Genomic DNA, 19,648 nt, shown 5'->3' on the forward strand with positions numbered 1-19,648 from the left:
GAGCTGAAGTTCACGACGGCGTTGCCGTTGTCGTATATCGCGTGAAAGGCCGCGAGGACGGCCCGCTCACCATCTCAACCAATGCTTTCCGGCGAGCGCTCCCAGCGCCGCCGACATGCCCATCCCGAGCACGTACCAGATCGCCACGAAGGGGGCTTCCATCTCGGGGCAGTGCAGCGAGTAGACACACGCCCCCACCGCGCCCGCCAGCCAGCCCGCCGCCGCGCCGGTCAGCACGGGCCGCGTCGGCGCCAGACCGCGCAGGGCCCACAGCAGGCCGACGCCAATCGGCAGCGACGTCGCCGTCACGTTGAACACGCACACGCGCCAGGTCGTGCCCAGCATCAGCGGCACGCGCGCAGCGGGCTCGGCCATCCAGAGCACCACCGCCGCCCAGATCCACAGCAACGACACCGGCAGCCACACGCCCAGCCACCAGCCGTTCATGCGCGCGCCGGGGTGCCCGAGGCGGAACACCACGATCAGGCCGGTCGCCGCCACCGCCAGCGGCATCGCGACCTTCCGCCAGAACGCGGCCGTGCCCATCACCTCGGCCAGGTCGGCGCGGATGCCGAAGGCTCCCTGCACCCACGCCAGCGCCAAGGCGATGCCAACGAGCAGCGCGACCGCGAAGCGCCGCTCTCCCGTGCGCGTCGGCACTGGGGCGGCGTCCTGCGCCAACAGTCCGATCAGGTCGTCGGTTTTCATGTCATGTCCTTCCACAGCCGCGCGAGCGTCTTCAGTCCCCGGTGTACGCCGACCTTCACCGCCGACTCGCTCAGTCCGGTGAGCTGGGCGGTCTCCTGGACCGACAGCCCTTCGACCTTCGTGTGCAGGATCGGCAGCCGCTGGTTCGTCGGCAATTGATCCAGCAGCCGGCTCAGGTCGCGGCGCGAATCGCCGGCTTCGTGATCCGCGCTCGCGAACACCGCGAGATCGTCATCGAGAGGCTCGTTCAGCGCCTCGTGCCGTTCGCGCCGGCGCCAGAGGTCCACCAGCTTGTAGCGCGCGACCGCGTGGACCCAGGCCGTCAGCGGTTCGCCGCGGCGATAGGTCTGGCGCTGGTTATGCACGGCCATCAGCGTCTCCTGCACCAGATCTTCCACCTCGTCCGGCAATTGCTGCAGCCGCCGGCGGAAGTACCCGCGAAGCAACGCCCCCAGACGCTGGAGGAAGCGGTGGTAAGCCCCCGCGTCCCCGTCCAGCCCGGCCACGAAAAGGTCGTGCAACTCATGCTCTGTCGCGATCACGGGATCTATTCGCTTAATGGGGCCGAAAGGTTACAGGGGGTCTGAAAAAAGAGAGTGAAAAATTTTTCAGGTGCGATGTAACCCTTGGCCGATCGGCGGCGAACTAGCTTGCGGAACGTGACGGACAGACCGCCTCGTCCGACCCTCAACCCGCATCCATGCACAAGGAGTGCCCCCATGAAGTCGACCACCCTCAGCCTCGCCCTCGTGACCCTGACCGCCCTGTCCGCCTCCGCGATGGCGCAGGACGCCAAGCCCGCCGCCGAGAAGGAGCGTTGCTACGGCGTCTCGATGGCCGGCAAGAACGACTGCGCCGCCGGCCCGGGCACCTCCTGCGCCGGCACGTCCAAGATGGACTATCAGGCCAACGCCTGGAAGTACGTCCCGGCCGGCACCTGCACCACGATCAAGACGCCCAAGGGCATGGGTTCGCTGGCCCCGGTCAAGTCCTGACCCTCGCATCGCCATGACGCACGCGCTGGGCGCCGGCCTCGGCTTCAAGCCCGAGTTCGCGGAGGACGCGCTCGCCGCGCGCGCGCCCGGACTCTGGTTCGAGGTCCATCCCGAGAACTACCTCGTGGCGGGCGGACCGCGGCTGGCCTTGCTCGAGACCCTGCGGGCGACGCATCCGCTGTCGCTGCATGGGGTGTCGATGTCGCTGGGCGGCGCCGCGCCGCCGGATGCGGAGCACCTGCGCCGCTTCGCCGCCCTGGCGGAACGGCTGCAACCTGTGCTGGTGTCGGAGCACTTGGCGTGGAGTCGCTTCGGCGGCGCCTATGCGCCGGACCTGCTCCCGGTGCCGCGCACGACGGAAGCGCTGCACCGCGTCGCGGCCAACCTCTCCCGGATGCAGGACGCGCTGCAGCGCCGCGTCGCCATCGAGAACCCCACCCATTACCTGACCCTGTCCCACGAGTGGGGCGAGGTCGATTTCCTGCATGAACTCGTGCGCCGCACCGGCTGCGGGCTGCTGGTCGATGTGAACAACGTGTTCGTGTCCGCCAGCAATCTCGGCATCGACACCGGGACCTGGATCGACGCGATCGACGGCGATGCGGTGATGGAGATCCATGTCGCCGGACATCGCCTCGATGGCGACGCCACCACGGGGCTGTTGATCGACAGCCACGATGCCGCAGTCGCGGCGCCGGTGTGGGCGCTGCTGGAACGATTGACGATGCGCATCGGGCCCAGACCGACGCTCGTCGAGCGCGACGGCAACCTGCCGCCCTTCGCCGAGCTCCTGGCTGAGCGCGGTGACGCGCAGTCCGTGCTCGACGTCCGCTTGTCTGCGCCTCAAGAGGTGCCGGCATGAGACTCATCGAACTCCAGGAGTCCTTCTGGCGCGACCTGTGGGCCGACCCGGAAGATGGCGTTGCCGGCTCGGGTGTGGCTGCCCAGCCTGGCTTCGCCGTGTATCGCAACACCGTGCTCAAAGGCTGCGCGGACGCGTTGATCTCGCTGTATCCATCGGTCCATCGCCTGACCGGCGACGCCTGGATGCAGGCGGTGGCGCTGGACGCCGTGCGGGCCGATCCGCCGTCGGGCGGCGACCTCCAGCACTACGGCGCGTCCTTCCCGGCCTTCCTCGATGCTGCGCTCGCCGGCGGCGAGCTGCCCTGGCTCGGCGACGTGGCCCGTCTGGATCGCTTCTGGGGCGAAAGTCATGTCGCGGTCGACGCACCGGTGCTCGACCCGACGTCGCTGGCGCGTTTCGACCCCGAACGGCTGGCCGCGTCGCGGCTGGTGCCCCACCCCGCGGCGCGATGGCGCTGGTCTGAGGACTGGCCCGCATTCAGCCTGTGGCATGCCGCCCGCACCGGCGCCGACGACCCCAACCCGCCGCACTGGCTCGGACAGGGCGCGCTGCTCACGCGGCCGTCGGGCGCGGTCGTCGCGCTGGAGGTCGCCGCCGCCGAGTGCGCGCTGCTCGATGCCTGCGCCGCCGGTGAGCCGCTCGGACCCGCCCTCGACGCGGTCCAAGACCGCTTCCCTGCTTTCACTCCCGGCACCGCGCTGGGCCGCCTGCTCAATCACGGCGCCTTCACGGGCGTCATGGAGATCCCGTCATGAACACCATCACTGCCACCTCTCGCGCCGGGCGCGACTCCGCCGGGTTCCTGGCGGCCATCCGCGATCGCCTGGAGCGCCTCATCTCGCCCGACCTCATCGCACTGGCCTGCCGCTTCAGCATCGCGGGCGTCTTCTGGCTGTCCGGCCGCACCAAGGTCGAAGGCTGGTTCACCCTGACCGACACGACCTTCCTGCTGTTCCGCCAGGACTACAAGCTCCCGCTGATCCCGCCGGAGGTGGCGGCCTACCTCGCCACGGGGGCGGAGCACGTGCTGCCCATCCTGCTCGTGCTGGGGCTGTGCACGCGGGTCGCGGCGCTCGGCGTGCTGGGGATGACGGCGGTGATCCAGACCTTCGTCTATCCGTCGGGCTGGCCGACCCACCTGAGCTGGGCGGCGCCGATGCTCTATCTGGTCGGTCGGGGGCCGGGCCGATGGTCGCTGGACCATCTGCTCGCGTCAAAGGCAATCGGTCCGTGGCGGCGCTGACCCCAGCACCGTCAGGAGATGTCCTTCAACGTCCCCGCTGCGAAGGCGGCCGCTGCGGCCTTGGCCGTGTAGACCGACGGCCCGTCGTAGCGCAGCGATTTGCGCACGCGTGTCATGACGCCGTCTGCCCACTTGCAGAAGGCCGGATCCTTGGCGACCCACTTGCCGTCGACGAAGACCCGGTTGTGGAAGTACAGCCGTCCCCAGCGCATCTCCGACCCGGTGTAGTACGGGCGGATCAATTCGATCAGATGGGAATTCTCAAGATCGACGTGCGTCTTCACCGGGCTCAGCCGTTTCAAGATGACCCTGCGCGGTAGCGACTTCGGCGGCAGGTAGCTGGTCAGGGAAACCTGACCCGCGGCGGACACAGGGATGGCCAACCGCTCCAGCGGCAACAGATCCGCCAGATCGTCCGTCGCAGTGTCTGACAGGACGTCGACGTCCCCGGAAGCGACCAGGAGGTCCTGAATCGCAGCGACGTCGCTGTCCGTTGCGTGGTAGCTGAACTGTTTGGCCATTGCTCCGGATCTTCTCATCGCGATGCGCCGGCCGCCGATCAGGCCCTCATTGAGGAACGCTAGTCCGAACTCGATCCGATCAAGATCGTCGCCGACCGTTCTTCCAGGAAAGCATAGGCGAAGTCCCAGAACACCGGATAGGCCGGGTGCCCGCTGCTCAACCAGAAACGTTTTATCGCAAGGGCGCGCTTTCCCAACGCGGACACTTCATCGGCCAAATCGTGACGGCCTTTCCGACCAATACTCCTAGGAACCCGCCATGACGCTTGCGATCCCGTCACGTGTGCCCTCAACCTTGATGTCACGAGACGCCGCTTCACGACGGCGTTTTGCGGCGGGTTGAATCGAATGCCGCACGCCCAACGGCTGGTGTGTTTCCCGTACGGACAATCCCTCCCCCGCCGCCCTGCGAATCTCCTCCCGGCATCTACGGCTTCAGCCGCGCCCTTGAAACGTCACCACCCGTCCATATAATCTCCCTGCTAGCACTCGCGAAGGTCGAGTGCTAACAAGCCCCGCGGCCCTGGCTGAGGGGCTTACTTCTTGTGATGGACTGGCTTGTGCGTTCAGCGCACGGCGGGTCATTGAAGCAAGTCTGCATAGTCAAGGAGATCTGATGAAACTGCGTCCTCTGCACGATCGCGTGATCGTTAAGCGCCTGGAAAACGAAACCAAGACGGCCTCCGGCATCGTCATCCCCGACAACGCCGCCGAGAAGCCCGACCAGGGTGAAGTGCTGGCCGTCGGCCCGGGCAAGCGCAACGACAAGGGTGAGTTCGTCGCCCTGAACGTCGCCGTCGGCGACCGCGTCCTGTTCGGCAAGTACAGCGGCCAGACCGTCAAGGTCGACGGCGACGAGCTGCTCGTCATGCGCGAGGAAGATCTGTTCGCCGTCATCGCCAAGTAATCGGCGACCGCGACAGACATTCATCCAGATAGAGAATTCGGAGAAATACACATGGCAGCAAAAGACGTTGTCTTCGGCGGCGAGGCCCGTGCCCGCATGGTCGAAGGCGTGAACATCCTGGCCAACGCGGTCAAGGTCACGCTGGGCCCCAAGGGCCGTAACGTGGTGCTGGAGCGCTCGTTCGGCGCCCCCACCGTCACGAAGGACGGTGTCTCGGTCGCCAAGGAGATCGAGCTCAAGGACAAGCTGCAGAACATGGGCGCCCAGATGGTCAAGGAAGTCGCTTCCAAGACCTCGGACAACGCCGGTGACGGCACCACCACCGCCACCGTCCTGGCCCAGGCCATCGTCCGCGAAGGCATGAAGTACGTGGCCGCGGGCATGAACCCGATGGACCTGAAGCGCGGCATCGACAAGGCGGTCACCGCCCTGGTCACCCAGCTGAAGGCGGCCTCCAAGGCCACCACCACGTCCAAGGAAATCGCCCAGGTCGGCACGATCTCGGCCAACTCCGACGAATCCATCGGCAAGATCATCGCGGACGCGATGGAGAAGGTCGGCAAGGAAGGCGTCATCACCGTCGAAGACGGCAAGAGCCTGGACAACGAACTCGACATCGTCGAAGGCATGCAGTTCGACCGCGGCTACCTGTCGCCGTACTTCATCAACAACCCGGAAAAGCAGTCGGCGATCCTGGACAACCCGTTTGTCCTGCTCTACGACAAGAAGATCTCGAACATCCGCGATCTGCTGCCGACCCTGGAAGCCGTCGCGAAGTCGGGCCGCCCGCTGCTGATCATTGCTGAAGAAGTCGACGGCGAAGCGCTGGCGACCCTGGTCGTCAACACGATCCGCGGCATCCTGAAGGTCGTCGCCGTGAAGGCCCCGGGCTTCGGCGACCGCCGCAAGGCGATGCTGGAAGACCTGGCCATCCTGACCGGCGGCAAGGTGATCGCCGAGGAAGTCGGCATGTCGCTCGAGAAGGTCACGCTGGCTGACCTGGGCCAGGCCAAGCGCGTCGAAGTGGGCAAGGAAAACACCACCGTCATCGACGGCAACGGTTCCAACGACGACATCCAGGCGCGCGTCAAGCAGATCCGCGTCCAGATCGAGGAAGCCACCAGCGACTACGACCGCGAGAAGCTGCAAGAGCGCGTGGCCAAGCTGGCCGGCGGCGTCGCCGTCATCAAGGTCGGTGCCGCCACCGAAGTCGAGATGAAGGAAAAGAAGGCCCGTGTCGAAGACGCGCTGCACGCCACCCGTGCCGCCGTTGAAGAAGGCATCGTGGCCGGCGGCGGCGTCGCGCTGCTGCGCGCCCGTCAGGCCGCTGGCACCATCCAGGGCGACAACGCCGACCAGGACGCCGGCATCAAGCTGATCCTGAAGGCCATCGAAGCCCCGCTGCGCGAGATCGTCTACAACGCCGGTGAAGAGTCGTCGGTCGTCGTCAACACCGTGCTGGCCGGCTCCGGCAACCACGGCTACAACGCGGCCAACGGCACCTACGGCGACATGATCGAGATGGGCATCCTGGACCCGACCAAGGTGACCCGCACCGCGCTGCAGAACGCCGCGTCCGTGGCCTCGCTGATGCTGACGACCGAATGCATGGTCGCCGAAGCGCCGAAGGACGAGTCCGCCGGCCCGGCCATGCCCGGCGGCATGGGCGGCATGGGCATGGACATGTGATGTCCGCCTGAGCCCGTCGCGCGGTGCGCCCACCGCGCTTCAGGCCCGGGACTCACGTTCTCGAAAGGGGTCGCTTCGGCGACCCCTTTTTTCGTTCGCACGGCAACACGCCGTTGCGATTCGATACGAAGTCGGCTGGCGCCTTGCCGAAACCGGGCGCGCCAATCGCCCAGAATCATTCGACCCCGCCGGTCGCGTGGTCGCGCCAGCACCGGGCTTTCCCCAGGTCGCACGTCCCCGTGCCCCAGGGGATGTCACCTGAATGTGGGGCGACCATAATGCGGCTGACAACTTGTCACAAATGATGGTCCAAGCGTCTTCGCCCTCCCAGCAGTCCCTGCTCGACGACATGCTCGCGCATGTGCCCACCCTGGCGCATGCGGTCTACAACGGTCTGCAGGACGAACTCAAGAGCCGACTGGAATACCACCAGCTACTCGCCGGCTGGTCCAAGCGGCGCGCCAGCTTTGCCGCCGACTTCGAGGGCTCGCTCAGCCTGTTGCTGAAGATCGCCCGCGACGGCGGCGACCCGCTGCAGCGGGACCGGACGGCGCAGCGCGGCCGCGGCGATTTCGCGCTGAGTCTGGTCGACGAAGGCCAGGCGCTGAAGGACGTCGCGATCTCCCATGTGATCACCGCGATCGAAGACCAGTCCCGGGCGGAGCTGCACCAGCTGAGCAACTTCTTCGCCGCGCTGCGCGGCATCGCCCGACCGCTGAAGAACGACAACCCCTTGCGGGCGGCGCTGTTCGCGCAGGCGCTGGCACGCGCCATCGAAGGCGTGGACCTCGACGCCGACGGCCGCTATGCGCTGATGCGCATGGCCGCGCATCCGCTGGCCGTCCGGCTGCAGCCGATCTACACCCTGCTCTGCCAGAGCCTGAGACAGGCGCAGTTGACCGGGATGCTGACCAGCCACGGCTCGGCAATCAAGGAATCGGACCTGCGCCTGCGCCAGTTCAAGACGCTGACGGACACGCCGACGCAGAACGCGACGCTCGATCAGGTCGCGATGAAGCTGGACCTGATGAACACGCGGGCCGCGGAACTCGGATCGGTGCGCGCCGCGACGCCGTCGACCCCGGGCGCGCTGGCCGCGGCACCGGCCCGGTTGGGCCCGGGCATCGGCGCGCCGGGCTCGGACCTGTTATCGCGCCTGTATGACCAGATCCTCGCCGACGGCAGCCTGCAGCCGCCGCTGAAGGTGCTGATGGGTCGACTGCAGGTCGCGATCGTTCGACTGTCCAAGGCCGATCCCACGCTGCTGCGGCGCCAGGACCATCCGACCTGGCAGCTGTTGAACCGCCTGGCCGCGCACGGCGCGGGCTTCCAGCGCAGCGACGACGCGGCGCTGAAAGCCTTCCTGCAGTTCCTCGAACGCGTGATCCAGCCGCTGCTGGACGCCGCGCATCCGTCGGCACTGCAGTTCCAGCAGGCGCTGACCGAAGTCGAGTCCCACATCCGTGCCCAGGCCGAGGCCCGCGGCCAGCGCAGCGCCGTCGCGCTGGAACGGCTGGACCGCGAGCAGCGCCGCCAGGAGTGGCAGCGCATGCTGCGCGACCAGTTGCAGCACCAGCTCGACGATGCCCAGGCCGGCAAGCTGATGCGCCGTTTCCTGCTCGGCCCCTGGGTCGAGGTCATCGCGCAGGCGATGGTCCACCACGGTCGCGACGCCGCCGAACCGCAGGTCTACATCGAGCTCGTGGATGCGCTGCTGCACAGCGTGTCGCCGCAGCCGGACGACGCGGCGCGCCTGCGCCTGCGCGGCCAGTTGCCGGATCTGATCCGCGCGCTGGAACGCGGCATGGACGCCATCGCGCTGCCGCCGATGCAGCGGCAGGCCTTCCTCGACGAACTGATGCGCCAGCACGGCCGCGTGCTGCGCGGACTGCCCGCGGTGCAGGAGAACGCCCCGGCGGCGCCCGCGCCGCGTCGTCCGGCGCAGACGCCGGAAGAGCTGCTGCAGGTGCTGCTGGACGAGCGCGAGTCGCAACTCCCGTCGCGCTGGGCCCATGAGCGCGTCGATCGCGGTCAGCTGCCCACGGTGCCGGTGGCGCTCTACAGCGAGGAGCACTCCCCGCACGCGCACGCGGCACTGCAGGACTGGATCGCCGGCGTGCACATCGGCGGCTGGTACCACTTCTTCCATCGCAGCGAATGGATCACCGCGCAGGTGGCGTGGATCAGCGACAGCCGGCAGATGTTCCTGTTCATCGGGCAGGTCGCCGAGGATCGCCATTCGGTGACACGCGGCGCGCTGGAGCAGCTCGTCGCCAACGGCCTGATCACGCAGCTGGAAGACCAGCCGCTGCTGCAGCGCGCGATCGGCACGCTGATGCTGGACCTGGACCGGGCGCCCCACAACGGCAACGACCACTGACGGACGTCCGCCGGCTCGATGCCGCGTGCGACGTCGAGCCGCTTCGGGTCACAATGCGCCCGCCTCGCGCCGTTGCCGCAGGGCCTGTGCCGTCAGCCCGATGTCCGCCGTGTTCCGAGATTCCAGCGCCCCTCTCTCCCCCCTTCCCGGCCGCCACCGCTGGTCCTGCCGCCGAATCCGTCACCTTGACCGGCTCCGCCGCGTGATGCTGGCCGTCGCCGCGGCGGCCCTCGCCACGCCGGTCGTGCTGCTCGCGCAGACGGTGCCGCCGAATCCGCCGCCGGGCCCCGTGGCCACGCCCGCGGCCGACCAGGCCCAGCGACCCAAGCTGGGCCTGGTGCTCTCGGGCGGCGGCGCCCGGGGCCTGGCGCACGTCGGCGTGCTGAAGGTGCTGGAGCGCGAGCGCATCCCCGTCGACATCGTCACCGGCACCTCCATGGGCGCGATCATCGGCGGCCTCTACGCCAGTGGCATGTCCGCCGACGACCTGGACCGCGAACTCTCGCGGATCGCCTGGGACCGGCTGTTCGCGAGCCGCGTCGACCGCCAGGATCTGTCGCAGCGTCGCAAGGAGGAGGATTTCGAGTTCTCCGCCACGATCGAGTTCGGCCTGCGCGACGGCGAGGTCCGCGTCCCCACCGGCACGCTCTCCAGCCGCGGGCTGGAAGCGCTGCTGCGCCGGCTGACGCTGCCGGTGCGCGACGTGAAGCAGTTCGACCGCCTGCCGACGCCCTTCCGCGCCATCGCCACCGACATGGAGAACGGCCGCGAGCGCATCCTGGCCGAGGGTGACCTGGCGCTGGCGCTGCGCTCCAGCATGAGCGTGCCCGGCGTGTTCGCGCCGGTCGAATGGGAGGACCGCATCCTGGGCGACGGCGGGCTGGTCAACAACCTCCCGGTCGACGTCGCCCGCGAGATGGGGGCGACCCGGCTCATCGCGGTCAACGTCGGCACGCCGGTGGGCGGGCGCGAGACGCTGAATTCCCTGCTCGGGCTGACCGCCCAGATGATCAACATCCTCACCGAGCAGAACGTGCAGCGCTCCATCGCCAGCATGTCCGCCGGCGAGGACCTGCTGGTCACGCCGGCGCTGGGCAAGCTGACCTCCGGCGACTTCGACAAGGCCCGGGAACTGATCCGCGCCGGGGAGGAGGCCGCCGAGGCGCTGCTCCCGCAGCTGCGCGCCTACGCCGTCGACGAGCGCACCTACACCGACTGGCAGATCGCCCGCATCGGCACCAAGGCGCCCGGCGTGTTCATCGCCGCGGTCAAGCTGGAGGGCTCCGACAACACCAATCCGGAACGCTTCCGCAGCCAGCTCGAATCGAAGCCCGGCCAGCCCTTCAACAACGAGACGGCCGAGCGCGACATGCGCTTCCTGTCCTCCAGCGGCGACTACAACCGCGTCGATTACCACGTCGAGCAACGCCCCGAGGGCGAGACGCTGGTCTTCAACATGGAAGACAAGCCCTGGGGACCGAACTACTTCCGGGTCGGGATGGACCTGTCGACCGATTCGAGCGGCGACAGCTTCTTCAATCTGCGCCTGAGCCACAACCGCCACTGGCTGACCGACAAGGGCACCGAGTGGCGCAACCAGATCACGATCGGCGAGACGCCGCGGCTCTACACCGAGCTCTACCACCCGCTGGGCCTGAAGCTGGGCGTGGCCGACGACTGGTTCGTCAGCGCCTGGGGCGAAGCCAACCAGCGCAAGCAGATCGTCTACAACGACAACGACCCGGACGATGCCGCCCTCGGCCAGGCGCGGCTGGTGCGGCGCGACGCCTCCCTGGGTCTGGACATCGGCCAGCCGTGGGGACGCTGGGGCGAGGTGCGGCTCGGGGCGATCAGCCAGATCCGCCATGCGAAGCCGGATCTGATCACCCTGCTCGCGCCGGAGGCCGGCAAGCTGCGCTGGACCAGCTACGAGCGAGGCTTCCGCCTGCGCACCGTGGTGGACCAGCTGGACTACGCCAATTTCCCGCAGCACGGCTACCGGTTCACCGTCGAGGCGCAAGGTGGCCGCCAGGACAACCGCAACCTCAGCAGCGGCCGCTTCCTGCGGCTGAACATGGACGGGAACGTGGTGCGCAGCTTCGGCGGGCACACGGTCAGCCTGTACGCGCGGGCCGTCGCGTCGCAGCAGCCGGACGACACCGGACTGGGCGGCTACACGCTGGGCGGCTTCCACCAGCTGTCGGGCTACAACCCGAACCAGCTCAGCGGCAACTCGCTGCTGTTCACGCGGGCGACCTACTACCGGCGCCTGAACGACCAGCCCTTCCTGTCGCGCGGCTTCTTCATCGGCGGCACGCTGGAGGCCGGCAACACCTGGCTCTCGCGTCGCGACTTCAGTCCCAAGGACCTGCGTTACGCGAGCAGCGTGTTCCTGGGCTCCGACACGGGGCTGGGGCCGCTGTACGTGGGCGTCGGCTACGCGCCGCGCGGCGGGACCGCGTTCTACGTGTTCATCGGCCGGCCCTGAGCGTCATCGCCGGCCCCGGGGCCGGCGAGGCCCGGGGTCAGGTCTGGTCGGCCTCGTCGCCGATGGAGGCGGTGTCGTCCGACGCCGCGTCGTCGTCCTCATCGTCGCCGTCCGGGGTCCGCGGCTCGGCGTGCGCCCAGTCGTAGATCACCTCGGCGACGTCCTCCAGCCCCTGCTTGCTCAGCGCCGAGAACAGCGTGACGCCGATGTCGGAATCCTCCGTCGCCAGCACGCCCAGGTCCTTCTGCACCTGCGCCAGGATGGCGGCGCCTTCCTTGCGGTTGAGCTTGTCGGCCTTGGTCAGCACGACCAGCAGGCTGACCTCGCCGGCGGTGACGCGGTCGGAGACGAATTCGAGCAGCTGCTTGTCGAGGTCGGTCAGCCCGAGCCGGGAATCGACCATCAGCACCACGCCCGACAGCGATTCGCGCTGGCCGAGGTAGTCGGCCATGACGCGCTGCCAGCGCAGCTTGGCGTCGCGCGCGACGGCCGCGTAGCCGTAGCCGGGCAGGTCGGCGAACAGCGCGTTCGGCGCGTCGCGCGGGCCCACCGCGAACAGGTTGATGTGCTGCGTGCGGCCCGGCGTCTTCGACGCGAAGGCCAGGCGCTTCTGCTGCGCCAGCGTGTTGACCGCCGTGGACTTGCCGGCGTTGGAACGACCGACGAAGGCGATCTCCGGCAACCGGCGCGGGGCCAGGTCTTGCGCGAGCGCTTCGCCCTCGGCCACCGATCCGGAGCCGGAATCCGCCTCCGGCGCGCCGACGTCGGCGTCGTCCAGCAGGTCGTCGTCGACCTCGTCGATCTCATCGAACCCGGTGGCTTCCGCGCCGGCCAGCGCCGCTTCCGCCTCCGCCTCGGCCCGCGCCTGCGCGTCCGCCGGCAGCACGCCGTTGACCGGCAGGTGCTTGAGCTGGCTGGCGGTGGTCAGGAAACGCGCGGTGTGCGTCCAGGCCAGCGCCCGCTTGCCCGGGGTCATGGGCTCGGTGCTGGCGGTCTTCTTCACCGGCGGGGGCAGGCCTTGCGCCTTCGCCTTCTCGGCGTTCTTCGCGCGGGCCTTGGCGGCCGCGCGCATACCCGTTTTTCCAGGACCCTGCTTCTTCTTTGACGCTCCAGCGCGCCCCGCGCCACGGCCTGCGGGTTTCCCTGGGGCCGCAGGGGCGGGTTTCTTGTTGGAATCGGTCATCGGGCTGCGGGGCTCTAAAGAGGTGCATTGTAAGATCCTGCGGTTGCGCTCACCCAACCCTCAACATTCATGAAGACTGCCGCTTTCTTGTTGTCGAGCATGGTTTTGATGTCCGGCGCCGCCAACGCCAATGAACCCGCTGCGGCGGCCAAGCCCGATCTGACCAAGGGTCAGGCCATCAGTTCGCAAGTCTGTGCCGCCTGCCATACGGCCGACGGCACCCGTGGCAGTCCTGCCAATCCCATCATCGCCGGCCAGCACGCCGACTACCTCGCCAAGCAATTGCACGAGTTCAAGTCGGGCAAGCGCAAGAACGCGGTGATGTCGGGCATGGCCGCGCCGTTGACGGACGACGACATCCGCAACGTGTCCGCGTTCTACGCCAGCAAGGGCTCCAAGCCCGGCTTCGCGAAGAACAAGGAGCTGATCACCCTGGGCGAGAAGATCTATCGGGGCGGCATCGCCGACAAGCAGGTGCCCGCCTGTGCCGGCTGTCACAGCCCCAACGGCGCCGGCATCCCGGCGCAGTACCCGCGCCTGGGCGGCCAGCACAGCGACTACACCGAGGCCCAGCTGACGGCGTTCCGCGCTGGCGGCCGCCCCAACAGCCCGCAGATGCTGGCGATCGCCGCCAAGATGAGCGACCGCGAGATCAAGGCGGTCTCGGACTACATCGCCGGCCTGCGCTGAGCGATCGCCCGCGGGGCACCTTTCGGGGAAGGTTCCGACGAACGAGGCCGGTGATCCGATCACCGGCCTTCGCTTTTGCCGGCCCTCGCCCGATTCGTCACCCGGGGCAACGAGAATGCCGGCCATGACCGAGAAGTCCCCCGAGAGTTCCCGCAGGCTGACAGCCCAGGCGGTTGCGCGCGTCGCGCTCGACGACGCGATGGAGCTGGTGGCGTCGATGCGCTTCGCCATCGCGCTGCTGACGGTGCTGTGCATCGCCTCCGTGATCGGCACCGTGGTGCAGCAGCGCCAGCCGATGCCGAACTACGTCAACCAGTTCGGACCGTTCTGGTCGGAGCTGTTCGGCAAGTTCGACCTCTACACGGTCTACAGCGCCTGGTGGTTCCTGCTGATGCTGGGTTTCCTGGTCGTCTCGACCAGCCTGTGCATCGCGCGGCATACGCCCAAGATCCTGCGCGACCTGAAGACCTACAAGGAGACGATGCGCGAGCAATCGATCCAGGCCTTCAAGCACAAGGCGCTGGGTTACCTGCACATGAATCCGGAGGCCGCGCTCGGGCAAGTCAACGCCTGGCTGAGCGCCGAGGGCTGGAAGGCTCGCGCGCAGGTGCGCAACGGCGGCGTCATGATCGGCGCGCGCAAGGGCTCGGCGCACAAGATCGGCTATCTGGCCGCGCATTCGGCCATCGTGCTGATCTGCCTGGGCGGGCTGTTCGACGGCGACCTGGTCGTGCGCGTCATGATGTGGGCGCAGGGCAAGCAGATCTACCAGGGCGACGACCTCACCCAGGTCACCGACGTCAACCGGCTGACCCCAGCCAACCCCAGCTTCCGCGGCAACCTGTACGTGCCCGAGGGCAGCCGTTCGTCCAACGCGCTGATCTCCATGCCCAGCGGCGTCGTGGTGCAGGACCTGCCCTTCGACGTCGAGCTGAAGAAGTTCATCGTCGAGTACTACTCGACCGGCATGCCCAAGCTGTTCGCGAGCGACGTCGTCCTGCACGACCGCCGCGACGGCAGTTCGACCACGGCCACGGTCAAGGTCAACGAGCCGGTGACCTACCGCGGCGTCACGCTCTACCAGAGCAGCTTCGAGGACGGCGGTTCCTCGCTGAAGCTGAAGCTGCGCGCGCTGCAGGCGCCGCATGACACGCCGCTGGACGGCAAGGTCAACGGCACGACGACGCTGACGGCGGACGGCGAGAAGTACGGGCTCGAATTCACCGGACTGCGCGTCATCAACGTCGAGAACTTCGCCGACGACGGCAAGGACAAGAACGGCACCGACGTGCGCAAGGTCGACCTGGTCGGCCGGCTGGAGCAGCACCTGGGTTCGGGCGCCAACAACGAAGGCAAGAAGACGCTGCGCAACGTCGGTCCGTCGTTCAGCTACAAGCTGCGCGACGCCAGCGGCCAGGCCCGCGAATACAGCAACTACATGCTGCCGCTGGAGCTGGACGGCCACCGGGTCTACCTGCTCGGCGTGCGCGACACGCTGTCGGACAGCTTCCGCTACCTGCGGGTGCCGGTGGACGCCAAGGACAGCATGGAAGGCTGGCTGGCGCTGCGGCGCGCGCTGGCCGATCCGGCGCAGCGGCTGCAGGCGGCCCGGCGCTATGCGCTGGGCGCCAGCCCGGCGGACAAGCCGGCGATGCAGGCGCAGCTGGAAGCGACCGCCTTGCGCACGCTGACGCTGTTCGCCGGCGCGGAAGGGCTGAAGGCCGACGCGCCCGCGCAGGGCGCGGCGATGGGCGGCCTGCCGGCGCTGTCGCAGTTCGTCGAACGTGAAGTGCCGGAAGGCGAACGCTCGCGTGTGTCCGAGGTCCTGCTGCGTATCCTCAACGGCGCGCTGTTCGAACTCCACAAGCAGGCCGAGGAGCAGCTCGGCCGCCCCGCGCCCGGGCCGGGCGAAGCCACGCAGACCTTCATGACGCAGTCGGTGCTGTCGCTGTCGGACGCGATGTTCTACCCCTCGCCGGTGGTCATCCAACTGGACGACTTCCAGCAGGTGCAGGCCAGCGTGTTCCAGGTGACCCGCGCACCAGGGCAGACACTGGTCTACCTCGGAGCGGTATTGCTGATCATCGGCGTGTTTGCGATGCTCTACGTCAAGGAACGTCGCCTGTGGCTGTGGCTGGAAGCCGCCCCGGGCCGCAACGAACAGACCCGGATCCGCATGGCGCTGTCCAGCAACCGGGACACCCCCGACCTGCCCGTCGAATTCGAATCGCTCAAGCAGCGCCTGCTGCATGAGGAGGCCTGACATGAACACCACCACCGCGGATCCGTCCCACCTGCCGTCCCACCCGTCCTCGCAACTGCCGTCGCAGATGCCGGGGGCCAGCGAAGGCACCCCGACGCGCTCGCTGGTCATCGGCAAGCGCGGCTACTTCCAGGGTCGCAATGCCTTCGACTGGATCTTCGCGGCGCTGGTGCTGCTGGGCGCCGGTTTCGCGTTCAGCCGCTACCACGCCTCGATGGACGTCTACGAGAAGGGCATCCTGGCCGGCGCCACGCCGGCGCTGATCGCGCTGGGCTGGTTCTGGCGGCCGCTGCGGCTGCTCTGCCTGATCGTGGGGGCGACCAGCCTCTTCGCGATCCAGCTCTACCTGCGCCAGACCGACGGCTTCGGCGCCGACCTGGCGGCCGGCGAGAAGGTGTTCTTCCTGAAGTACATGCTGTCCAGCCAGAGCGCGATCCTGTGGATGAGCGTGCTGGTGTGGATGAGCACCTTGTTCTACTGGATGGGCTTCCTGAAGAAGGACGGCGAGAGCGCGGCCGAGGCGATCGGCACCCGGCTGGCCTGGGGCGCCGTCGGCATGGCGCTGATCGGCACCATGGTGCGCTGGTTCGAGAGTCACCAGATCGCGCCCGACATCGGTCACATCCCGGTCAGCAACCTGTACGAGGTGTTCGTCCTCTTCACCTGGCTGACGACGCTGATGTACCTCTACTACGAGCAGCGTTTCGCGACGCGGGCGCTGGGGGCGTACGTGATGCTGGTGGTGAGCGCGGCGGTGGGTTTCCTGCTCTGGTACACGATGGCCCGCGAGGCGCACGAGATCCAGCCGTTGGTTCCGGCGCTGCAGAGCTGGTGGATGAAGATCCACGTCCCTGCGAACTTCATCGGGTACGGCAGCTTCGCGATGGCGGCGATGGTGGCCCTGGCGACGCTGCTGAAGACGGCGACGCCGCGCGCGCTGGTGATCGGACTGATCGGCGTGCCGGTGGGTCTGGTGCTGGTGCTGGTGGGTTTCCGCTTCGGCGCGAACGTCTCGCCGGAGATCGCCACGGGTCTGAACGGCTGGGCCGGCAAGATGGCCGGCGTGGCGGTGTTCCTGGCGGCGAGCGTCGCGCTGCGCGGGCCGCTGACGGCGCGTCTGCCGTCGCTGACGGTGCTGGACGACCTGGCCTACAAGGCCATCGCGCTGGGCTTCGCGTTCTTCACCATCGCGACCATCCTGGGCGCGTTCTGGGCGGCGGAAGCCTGGGGCGGCTACTGGAGCTGGGACCCGAAGGAAACCTGGGCGCTGATCGTCTGGCTGAACTACGCGGCCTGGCTGCACATGCGACTGATGAAAGGCCTGCGCGGCGTGGTCAGCGCCTGGTGGGCGCTGATCGGGTTGCTGGTCACCACCTTCGCCTTCCTGGGCGTGAACATGTTCCTGTCGGGGCTGCACTCGTACGGGACGCTGTAAGGCGCACGGGGCGCCCGAACCGGGGGGGCGGAGGGGCTGCTTAAGCACGCCCTCATGAAAACCTTCAGCCAGCAGCGTAAGGTTCGAACCTTCCTTCCCTCGAGGTCCGCCATGCATTTCCACAAGCCCCGCGACGGTCAGCGCATCCCGTCTTCCGAGATCACTTCCCGCGAGCTTTACGACAGCCGCCGCGACTGGCTGAAGTCGGCCGGCGCGCTCGGGCTGACCGGCCTGGGCCTGAGCGGCCTGTCCGATGCCGCCGGCGCGCAGACCGCCGGCCCCGGCAAGCTGGCGAAGCTGCCCGGCGTGAAGAGCACCGTTCCGGGCGCGACCGTGATGGAGAAGCTGACGGCCTACAAGGACGTCACCTCGTACAACAACTTCTACGAGTTTGGCACCGACAAGTCGGATCCCGCCGAGAACGCGCACACGCTCAAGCCGCGGCCCTGGTCGGTCGTCATCGAGGGCGAGTGCGCCAAGCCTGGCCGCTTCGGCCTGGAGGACCTGCTGAAGGTCGCCCCGATGGAAGAGCGCGTCTATCGGCTGCGCTGCGTCGAGGGCTGGTCGATGGTGATCCCGTGGGTGGGGTATTCGCTGGCGGAGCTGCTGAAGAAGGCGGAGCCAACGGGCAAGGCGAAGTACGTCGAGTTCACGACGCTGGCGGACAAGGCGCAGATGCCGGGCGTGCGCTCGGGCGTGCTGGACTGGCCGTATGTCGAGGGCCTGCGCATCGACGAGGCCATGAACCCGCTGACGCTGATGGCCTTCGGTCTGTACGGCGAAGTGCTGCCGAACCAGAACGGCGCGCCGCTGCGGCTGGTGGTGCCGTGGAAGTACGGCTTCAAGTCGGCCAAGTCCATCGTCAAGATCCGCTTCGTCGAGAAGCAGCCGGTGAGCAGCTGGACCAAGGCGGCGCAGCAGGAGTACGGCTTCTTCTCCAACGTGAACCCGCAGGTGGACCACCCGCGCTGGAGCCAGGCCACCGAGCGCCGCATCGGCGAGGACGGGCTCTTCGCCAAGCGCCGCCAGACCTTGATGTTCAACGGCTACGAGGCGCAGGTCGGGCAGCTGTATGCCGGCATGGATCTGAAGAAGAACTTCTGATGAAGAAGCGTCATCCGCTGCTGCATCCGGCAGCGAAGGTCGTGCTCTTCGTGCTGTGCCTGCTGCCGCTGGGCTGGTACGTGTTCGGGGCGGTCGCGCAGCCGGACCTGCTCGGAGCGAATCCGGCGGAGACGCTGATCCGGGGCCTGGGCGACTGGACGCTGCGTTTCCTGTGGATCACGCTCGCGGTGACGCCGGTGCGCACCTGGTTCAACCAGCCGACGCTGGCACGTTTCAGGCGGATGCTGGGCCTGTTCGCGTTCTTCTACGCGAGCCTGCACCTGTTGGCCTACGGCTGGCTCGACAAGAGCCTGGACTTCCCCGACATCCTGCGCGACATCGCCAAGCGGCCGTTCATCCTGATGGGCTTTGTGGCTTGGCTGCTGCTGGTGCCGCTGGCGGCGACCTCGTTCAACCGGGCGATCAAGGCGCTGGGCGCCGCACGCTGGCAGATGCTGCACAAGCTGGTCTACGCGATCGCGATCGTCGGCCTCATGCACTTCATCTGGATGCGCGCGGGGAAGAACAACTTCGCCGAACCCATCGTGTACGGGACGATCCTGGCGGTGCTGCTCGGGTGGCGGGTGTGGAAGCGCGTCAAGCGGTGACCTGACGGCAGGTGGATCCATGCGCCGCTATGCTCGGCGCCCATGCTGAACCTCCACCCTGTCTCCGAGCGGGACCTTTCCGACCTGCGCCGATTCGAAGTCGGCAACCGCGCGTTCTTCGAGGCCCACATCAACGCGAGGCCGGCGTCGTACTACGCCGACGGCGGCATCGAGTCCGCCATCGCGACCGCGCGTCGGGAGGCTGAGGCGGACACGGGGCATCAGTTCCTGATCCGCGACATCGCGGGCGCGCTGATCGGCCGCATCAATCTCAGCCAGATCAAGCGCAAGCACTACCACTCGTGCGAACTCGGCTACCGCATCGCGGAGAGCGAGAACGGCAAGGGCTACGCAAAGGAGGCGGTTCGCCTCGTGCTTGAGAAAGCATTCGGCGAGCTGGGCCTGGTCCGCGTCGAGGCCAAGGCACGCGCCGGGAATGCGGGCTCGATCCAGGTCCTGCAACGCAACGGTTTCACCGAATTCGGCCGCTCGACACGCAGCTTCCAGCTCCACGACGAGTGGGAGGACATGCTGTATTTCGAGTGCCGGGCGCCGGGGCGCTGAACGGC

18 protein-coding genes are annotated in these 19,648 nt (G+C 68.0%); 14 read left to right on the forward strand and 4 right to left on the reverse strand.

The annotated features are described in order from the left end of the window. Nucleotides 1-66: 66 nt before the first annotated feature. Together PV762_RS25215 and PV762_RS25220 are read right to left on the reverse strand one after the other, a co-directional pair. A complete protein-coding gene (locus PV762_RS25215; protein ID WP_421037755.1) occupies nucleotides 67-708 on the reverse strand; it encodes an NrsF family protein in 642 nt (213 codons plus the stop codon). Beyond that, a complete protein-coding gene (locus PV762_RS25220) occupies nucleotides 705-1,250 on the reverse strand; it encodes a sigma-70 family RNA polymerase sigma factor (RefSeq protein ID WP_421037756.1) in 546 nt (181 codons plus the stop codon). Before PV762_RS25220 ends, PV762_RS25215 begins: the two co-directional genes overlap by 4 nt. Nucleotides 1,251-1,427: 177 nt before the next feature. On the opposite strand from PV762_RS25220, the gene PV762_RS25225 reads away from it, so the two are divergent. From PV762_RS25225 to PV762_RS25240, 4 genes are read left to right on the forward strand one after another with little or no spacing between them, the layout of a single operon-like run. Then, the gene (locus tag PV762_RS25225) at nucleotides 1,428-1,703 is read left to right on the forward strand and encodes a DUF2282 domain-containing protein (RefSeq protein WP_421037757.1); all 276 of its coding nucleotides are present in this window, start codon (nucleotides 1,428-1,430) and stop codon (nucleotides 1,701-1,703) included. 13 nt (nucleotides 1,704-1,716) lie between these two features. Then, nucleotides 1,717-2,565, forward strand: coding sequence for a DUF692 domain-containing protein (locus tag PV762_RS25230; RefSeq protein WP_421037758.1), 849 nt, complete (start codon nucleotides 1,717-1,719; stop codon nucleotides 2,563-2,565). After that, entirely contained in the window at nucleotides 2,562-3,323 is a 762-nt protein-coding gene (locus tag PV762_RS25235; protein WP_421037759.1) for a DNA-binding domain-containing protein, read from the forward strand. The genes PV762_RS25230 and PV762_RS25235 overlap by 4 nt, the downstream gene beginning before the upstream one ends. Next, the gene (locus tag PV762_RS25240; RefSeq protein ID WP_421037760.1) at nucleotides 3,320-3,811 is read left to right on the forward strand and encodes a DoxX family protein; all 492 of its coding nucleotides are present in this window, start codon (nucleotides 3,320-3,322) and stop codon (nucleotides 3,809-3,811) included. The genes PV762_RS25235 and PV762_RS25240 overlap by 4 nt, the downstream gene beginning before the upstream one ends. Nucleotides 3,812-3,822: 11 nt before the next feature. On the opposite strand, the gene PV762_RS25245 is transcribed toward PV762_RS25240, so the two are convergent. Further along, nucleotides 3,823-4,332 (reverse strand): hypothetical protein, encoded by a 510-nt coding sequence (locus PV762_RS25245; protein WP_421037761.1) that lies wholly within the window; start codon nucleotides 4,330-4,332, stop codon nucleotides 3,823-3,825. A 616-nt stretch (nucleotides 4,333-4,948) separates the two neighbouring features. Between PV762_RS25245 and groES the strand changes: the two genes are divergently transcribed. The 4 genes from groES to PV762_RS25265 all read left to right on the forward strand — a co-directional run bounded on the left by groES (nucleotide 4,949) and on the right by PV762_RS25265 (nucleotide 11,796). After that, nucleotides 4,949-5,239 carry a co-chaperone GroES gene (gene groES, locus PV762_RS25250; protein WP_067277665.1) on the forward strand — a complete coding sequence of 97 codons (291 nt, stop codon included), beginning with the start codon at nucleotides 4,949-4,951 and terminating at the stop codon, nucleotides 5,237-5,239. A 51-nt stretch (nucleotides 5,240-5,290) separates the two neighbouring features. Continuing rightward, nucleotides 5,291-6,928, forward strand: a complete 1,638-nt coding sequence (groL, locus tag PV762_RS25255) for a chaperonin GroEL (RefSeq protein WP_421037762.1) — start codon at nucleotides 5,291-5,293, stop codon at nucleotides 6,926-6,928. 301 nt (nucleotides 6,929-7,229) lie between these two features. Continuing rightward, nucleotides 7,230-9,308, forward strand: a complete 2,079-nt coding sequence (locus PV762_RS25260) for a DUF1631 family protein (protein WP_421037763.1) — start codon at nucleotides 7,230-7,232, stop codon at nucleotides 9,306-9,308. Between the two features lie 205 nt (nucleotides 9,309-9,513). Further along, nucleotides 9,514-11,796, forward strand: a complete 2,283-nt coding sequence (locus tag PV762_RS25265) for a patatin-like phospholipase family protein (protein ID WP_421037788.1) — start codon at nucleotides 9,514-9,516, stop codon at nucleotides 11,794-11,796. A gap of 37 nt (nucleotides 11,797-11,833) precedes the next feature. Here the strand turns inward: PV762_RS25265 and yihA are convergent, their stop codons facing one another. After that, nucleotides 11,834-12,523 (reverse strand): ribosome biogenesis GTP-binding protein YihA/YsxC, encoded by a 690-nt coding sequence (gene yihA / locus PV762_RS25270; protein ID WP_421037789.1) that lies wholly within the window; start codon nucleotides 12,521-12,523, stop codon nucleotides 11,834-11,836. A gap of 564 nt (nucleotides 12,524-13,087) precedes the next feature. On the opposite strand from yihA, the gene PV762_RS25275 reads away from it, so the two are divergent. The 6 genes from PV762_RS25275 to PV762_RS25300 all read left to right on the forward strand — a co-directional run bounded on the left by PV762_RS25275 (nucleotide 13,088) and on the right by PV762_RS25300 (nucleotide 19,643). Continuing rightward, nucleotides 13,088-13,669 (forward strand): c-type cytochrome, encoded by a 582-nt coding sequence (locus tag PV762_RS25275; protein WP_421037764.1) that lies wholly within the window; start codon nucleotides 13,088-13,090, stop codon nucleotides 13,667-13,669. 124 nt (nucleotides 13,670-13,793) lie between these two features. Beyond that, the gene (locus PV762_RS25280) at nucleotides 13,794-15,932 is read left to right on the forward strand and encodes a cytochrome c biogenesis protein ResB (protein ID WP_421037765.1); all 2,139 of its coding nucleotides are present in this window, start codon (nucleotides 13,794-13,796) and stop codon (nucleotides 15,930-15,932) included. A 67-nt stretch (nucleotides 15,933-15,999) separates the two neighbouring features. Further along, nucleotides 16,000-17,367 (forward strand): c-type cytochrome biogenesis protein CcsB, encoded by a 1,368-nt coding sequence (ccsB, locus tag PV762_RS25285; RefSeq protein ID WP_421037790.1) that lies wholly within the window; start codon nucleotides 16,000-16,002, stop codon nucleotides 17,365-17,367. 111 nt (nucleotides 17,368-17,478) lie between these two features. After that, nucleotides 17,479-18,471 carry a protein-methionine-sulfoxide reductase catalytic subunit MsrP gene (msrP, locus tag PV762_RS25290; protein ID WP_421037767.1) on the forward strand — a complete coding sequence of 331 codons (993 nt, stop codon included), beginning with the start codon at nucleotides 17,479-17,481 and terminating at the stop codon, nucleotides 18,469-18,471. Beyond that, a complete protein-coding gene (locus tag PV762_RS25295) occupies nucleotides 18,471-19,079 on the forward strand; it encodes a sulfite oxidase heme-binding subunit YedZ (RefSeq protein WP_421037768.1) in 609 nt (202 codons plus the stop codon). Before msrP ends, PV762_RS25295 begins: the two co-directional genes overlap by 1 nt. Nucleotides 19,080-19,121: 42 nt before the next feature. Then, nucleotides 19,122-19,643 (forward strand): GNAT family N-acetyltransferase, encoded by a 522-nt coding sequence (locus PV762_RS25300; RefSeq protein WP_421037769.1) that lies wholly within the window; start codon nucleotides 19,122-19,124, stop codon nucleotides 19,641-19,643. Nucleotides 19,644-19,648 lie beyond the last annotated feature (5 nt).

The organism is Mitsuaria sp. CC2 (assembly GCF_048957715.1).
In the GTDB taxonomy this organism is placed as follows: domain Bacteria; phylum Pseudomonadota; class Gammaproteobacteria; order Burkholderiales; family Burkholderiaceae_C; genus Roseateles.

Bases quoted from the DNA above. Each gene is read 5' to 3' on its own strand.
- groES (WP_067277665.1), top strand. From the start codon at position 4,949: ATGAAACTGCGTCCTCTGCACGATCGCGTGATCGTTAAGCGCCTGGAA.
- PV762_RS25240 (WP_421037760.1), top strand. From the start codon at position 3,320: ATGAACACCATCACTGCCACCTCTCGCGCCGGGCGCGACTCCGCCGGG.
- PV762_RS25215 (WP_421037755.1), bottom strand. From the start codon at position 708: ATGAAAACCGACGACCTGATCGGACTGTTGGCGCAGGACGCCGCCCCA.
- PV762_RS25245 (WP_421037761.1), bottom strand. From the start codon at position 4,332: ATGGCCAAACAGTTCAGCTACCACGCAACGGACAGCGACGTCGCTGCG.
- PV762_RS25230 (WP_421037758.1), top strand. From the start codon at position 1,717: ATGACGCACGCGCTGGGCGCCGGCCTCGGCTTCAAGCCCGAGTTCGCG.
- PV762_RS25260 (WP_421037763.1), top strand. From the start codon at position 7,230: ATGATGGTCCAAGCGTCTTCGCCCTCCCAGCAGTCCCTGCTCGACGAC.
- PV762_RS25280 (WP_421037765.1), top strand. From the start codon at position 13,794: ATGACCGAGAAGTCCCCCGAGAGTTCCCGCAGGCTGACAGCCCAGGCG.
- PV762_RS25225 (WP_421037757.1), top strand. From the start codon at position 1,428: ATGAAGTCGACCACCCTCAGCCTCGCCCTCGTGACCCTGACCGCCCTG.
- PV762_RS25265 (WP_421037788.1), top strand. From the start codon at position 9,514: ATGCTGGCCGTCGCCGCGGCGGCCCTCGCCACGCCGGTCGTGCTGCTC.
- groL (WP_421037762.1), top strand. From the start codon at position 5,291: ATGGCAGCAAAAGACGTTGTCTTCGGCGGCGAGGCCCGTGCCCGCATG.
- ccsB (WP_421037790.1), top strand. From the start codon at position 16,000: ATGCCGGGGGCCAGCGAAGGCACCCCGACGCGCTCGCTGGTCATCGGC.
- PV762_RS25235 (WP_421037759.1), top strand. From the start codon at position 2,562: ATGAGACTCATCGAACTCCAGGAGTCCTTCTGGCGCGACCTGTGGGCC.
- PV762_RS25300 (WP_421037769.1), top strand. From the start codon at position 19,122: ATGCTGAACCTCCACCCTGTCTCCGAGCGGGACCTTTCCGACCTGCGC.
- PV762_RS25295 (WP_421037768.1), top strand. From the start codon at position 18,471: ATGAAGAAGCGTCATCCGCTGCTGCATCCGGCAGCGAAGGTCGTGCTC.
- PV762_RS25275 (WP_421037764.1), top strand. From the start codon at position 13,088: ATGTCCGGCGCCGCCAACGCCAATGAACCCGCTGCGGCGGCCAAGCCC.
- msrP (WP_421037767.1), top strand. From the start codon at position 17,479: ATGCATTTCCACAAGCCCCGCGACGGTCAGCGCATCCCGTCTTCCGAG.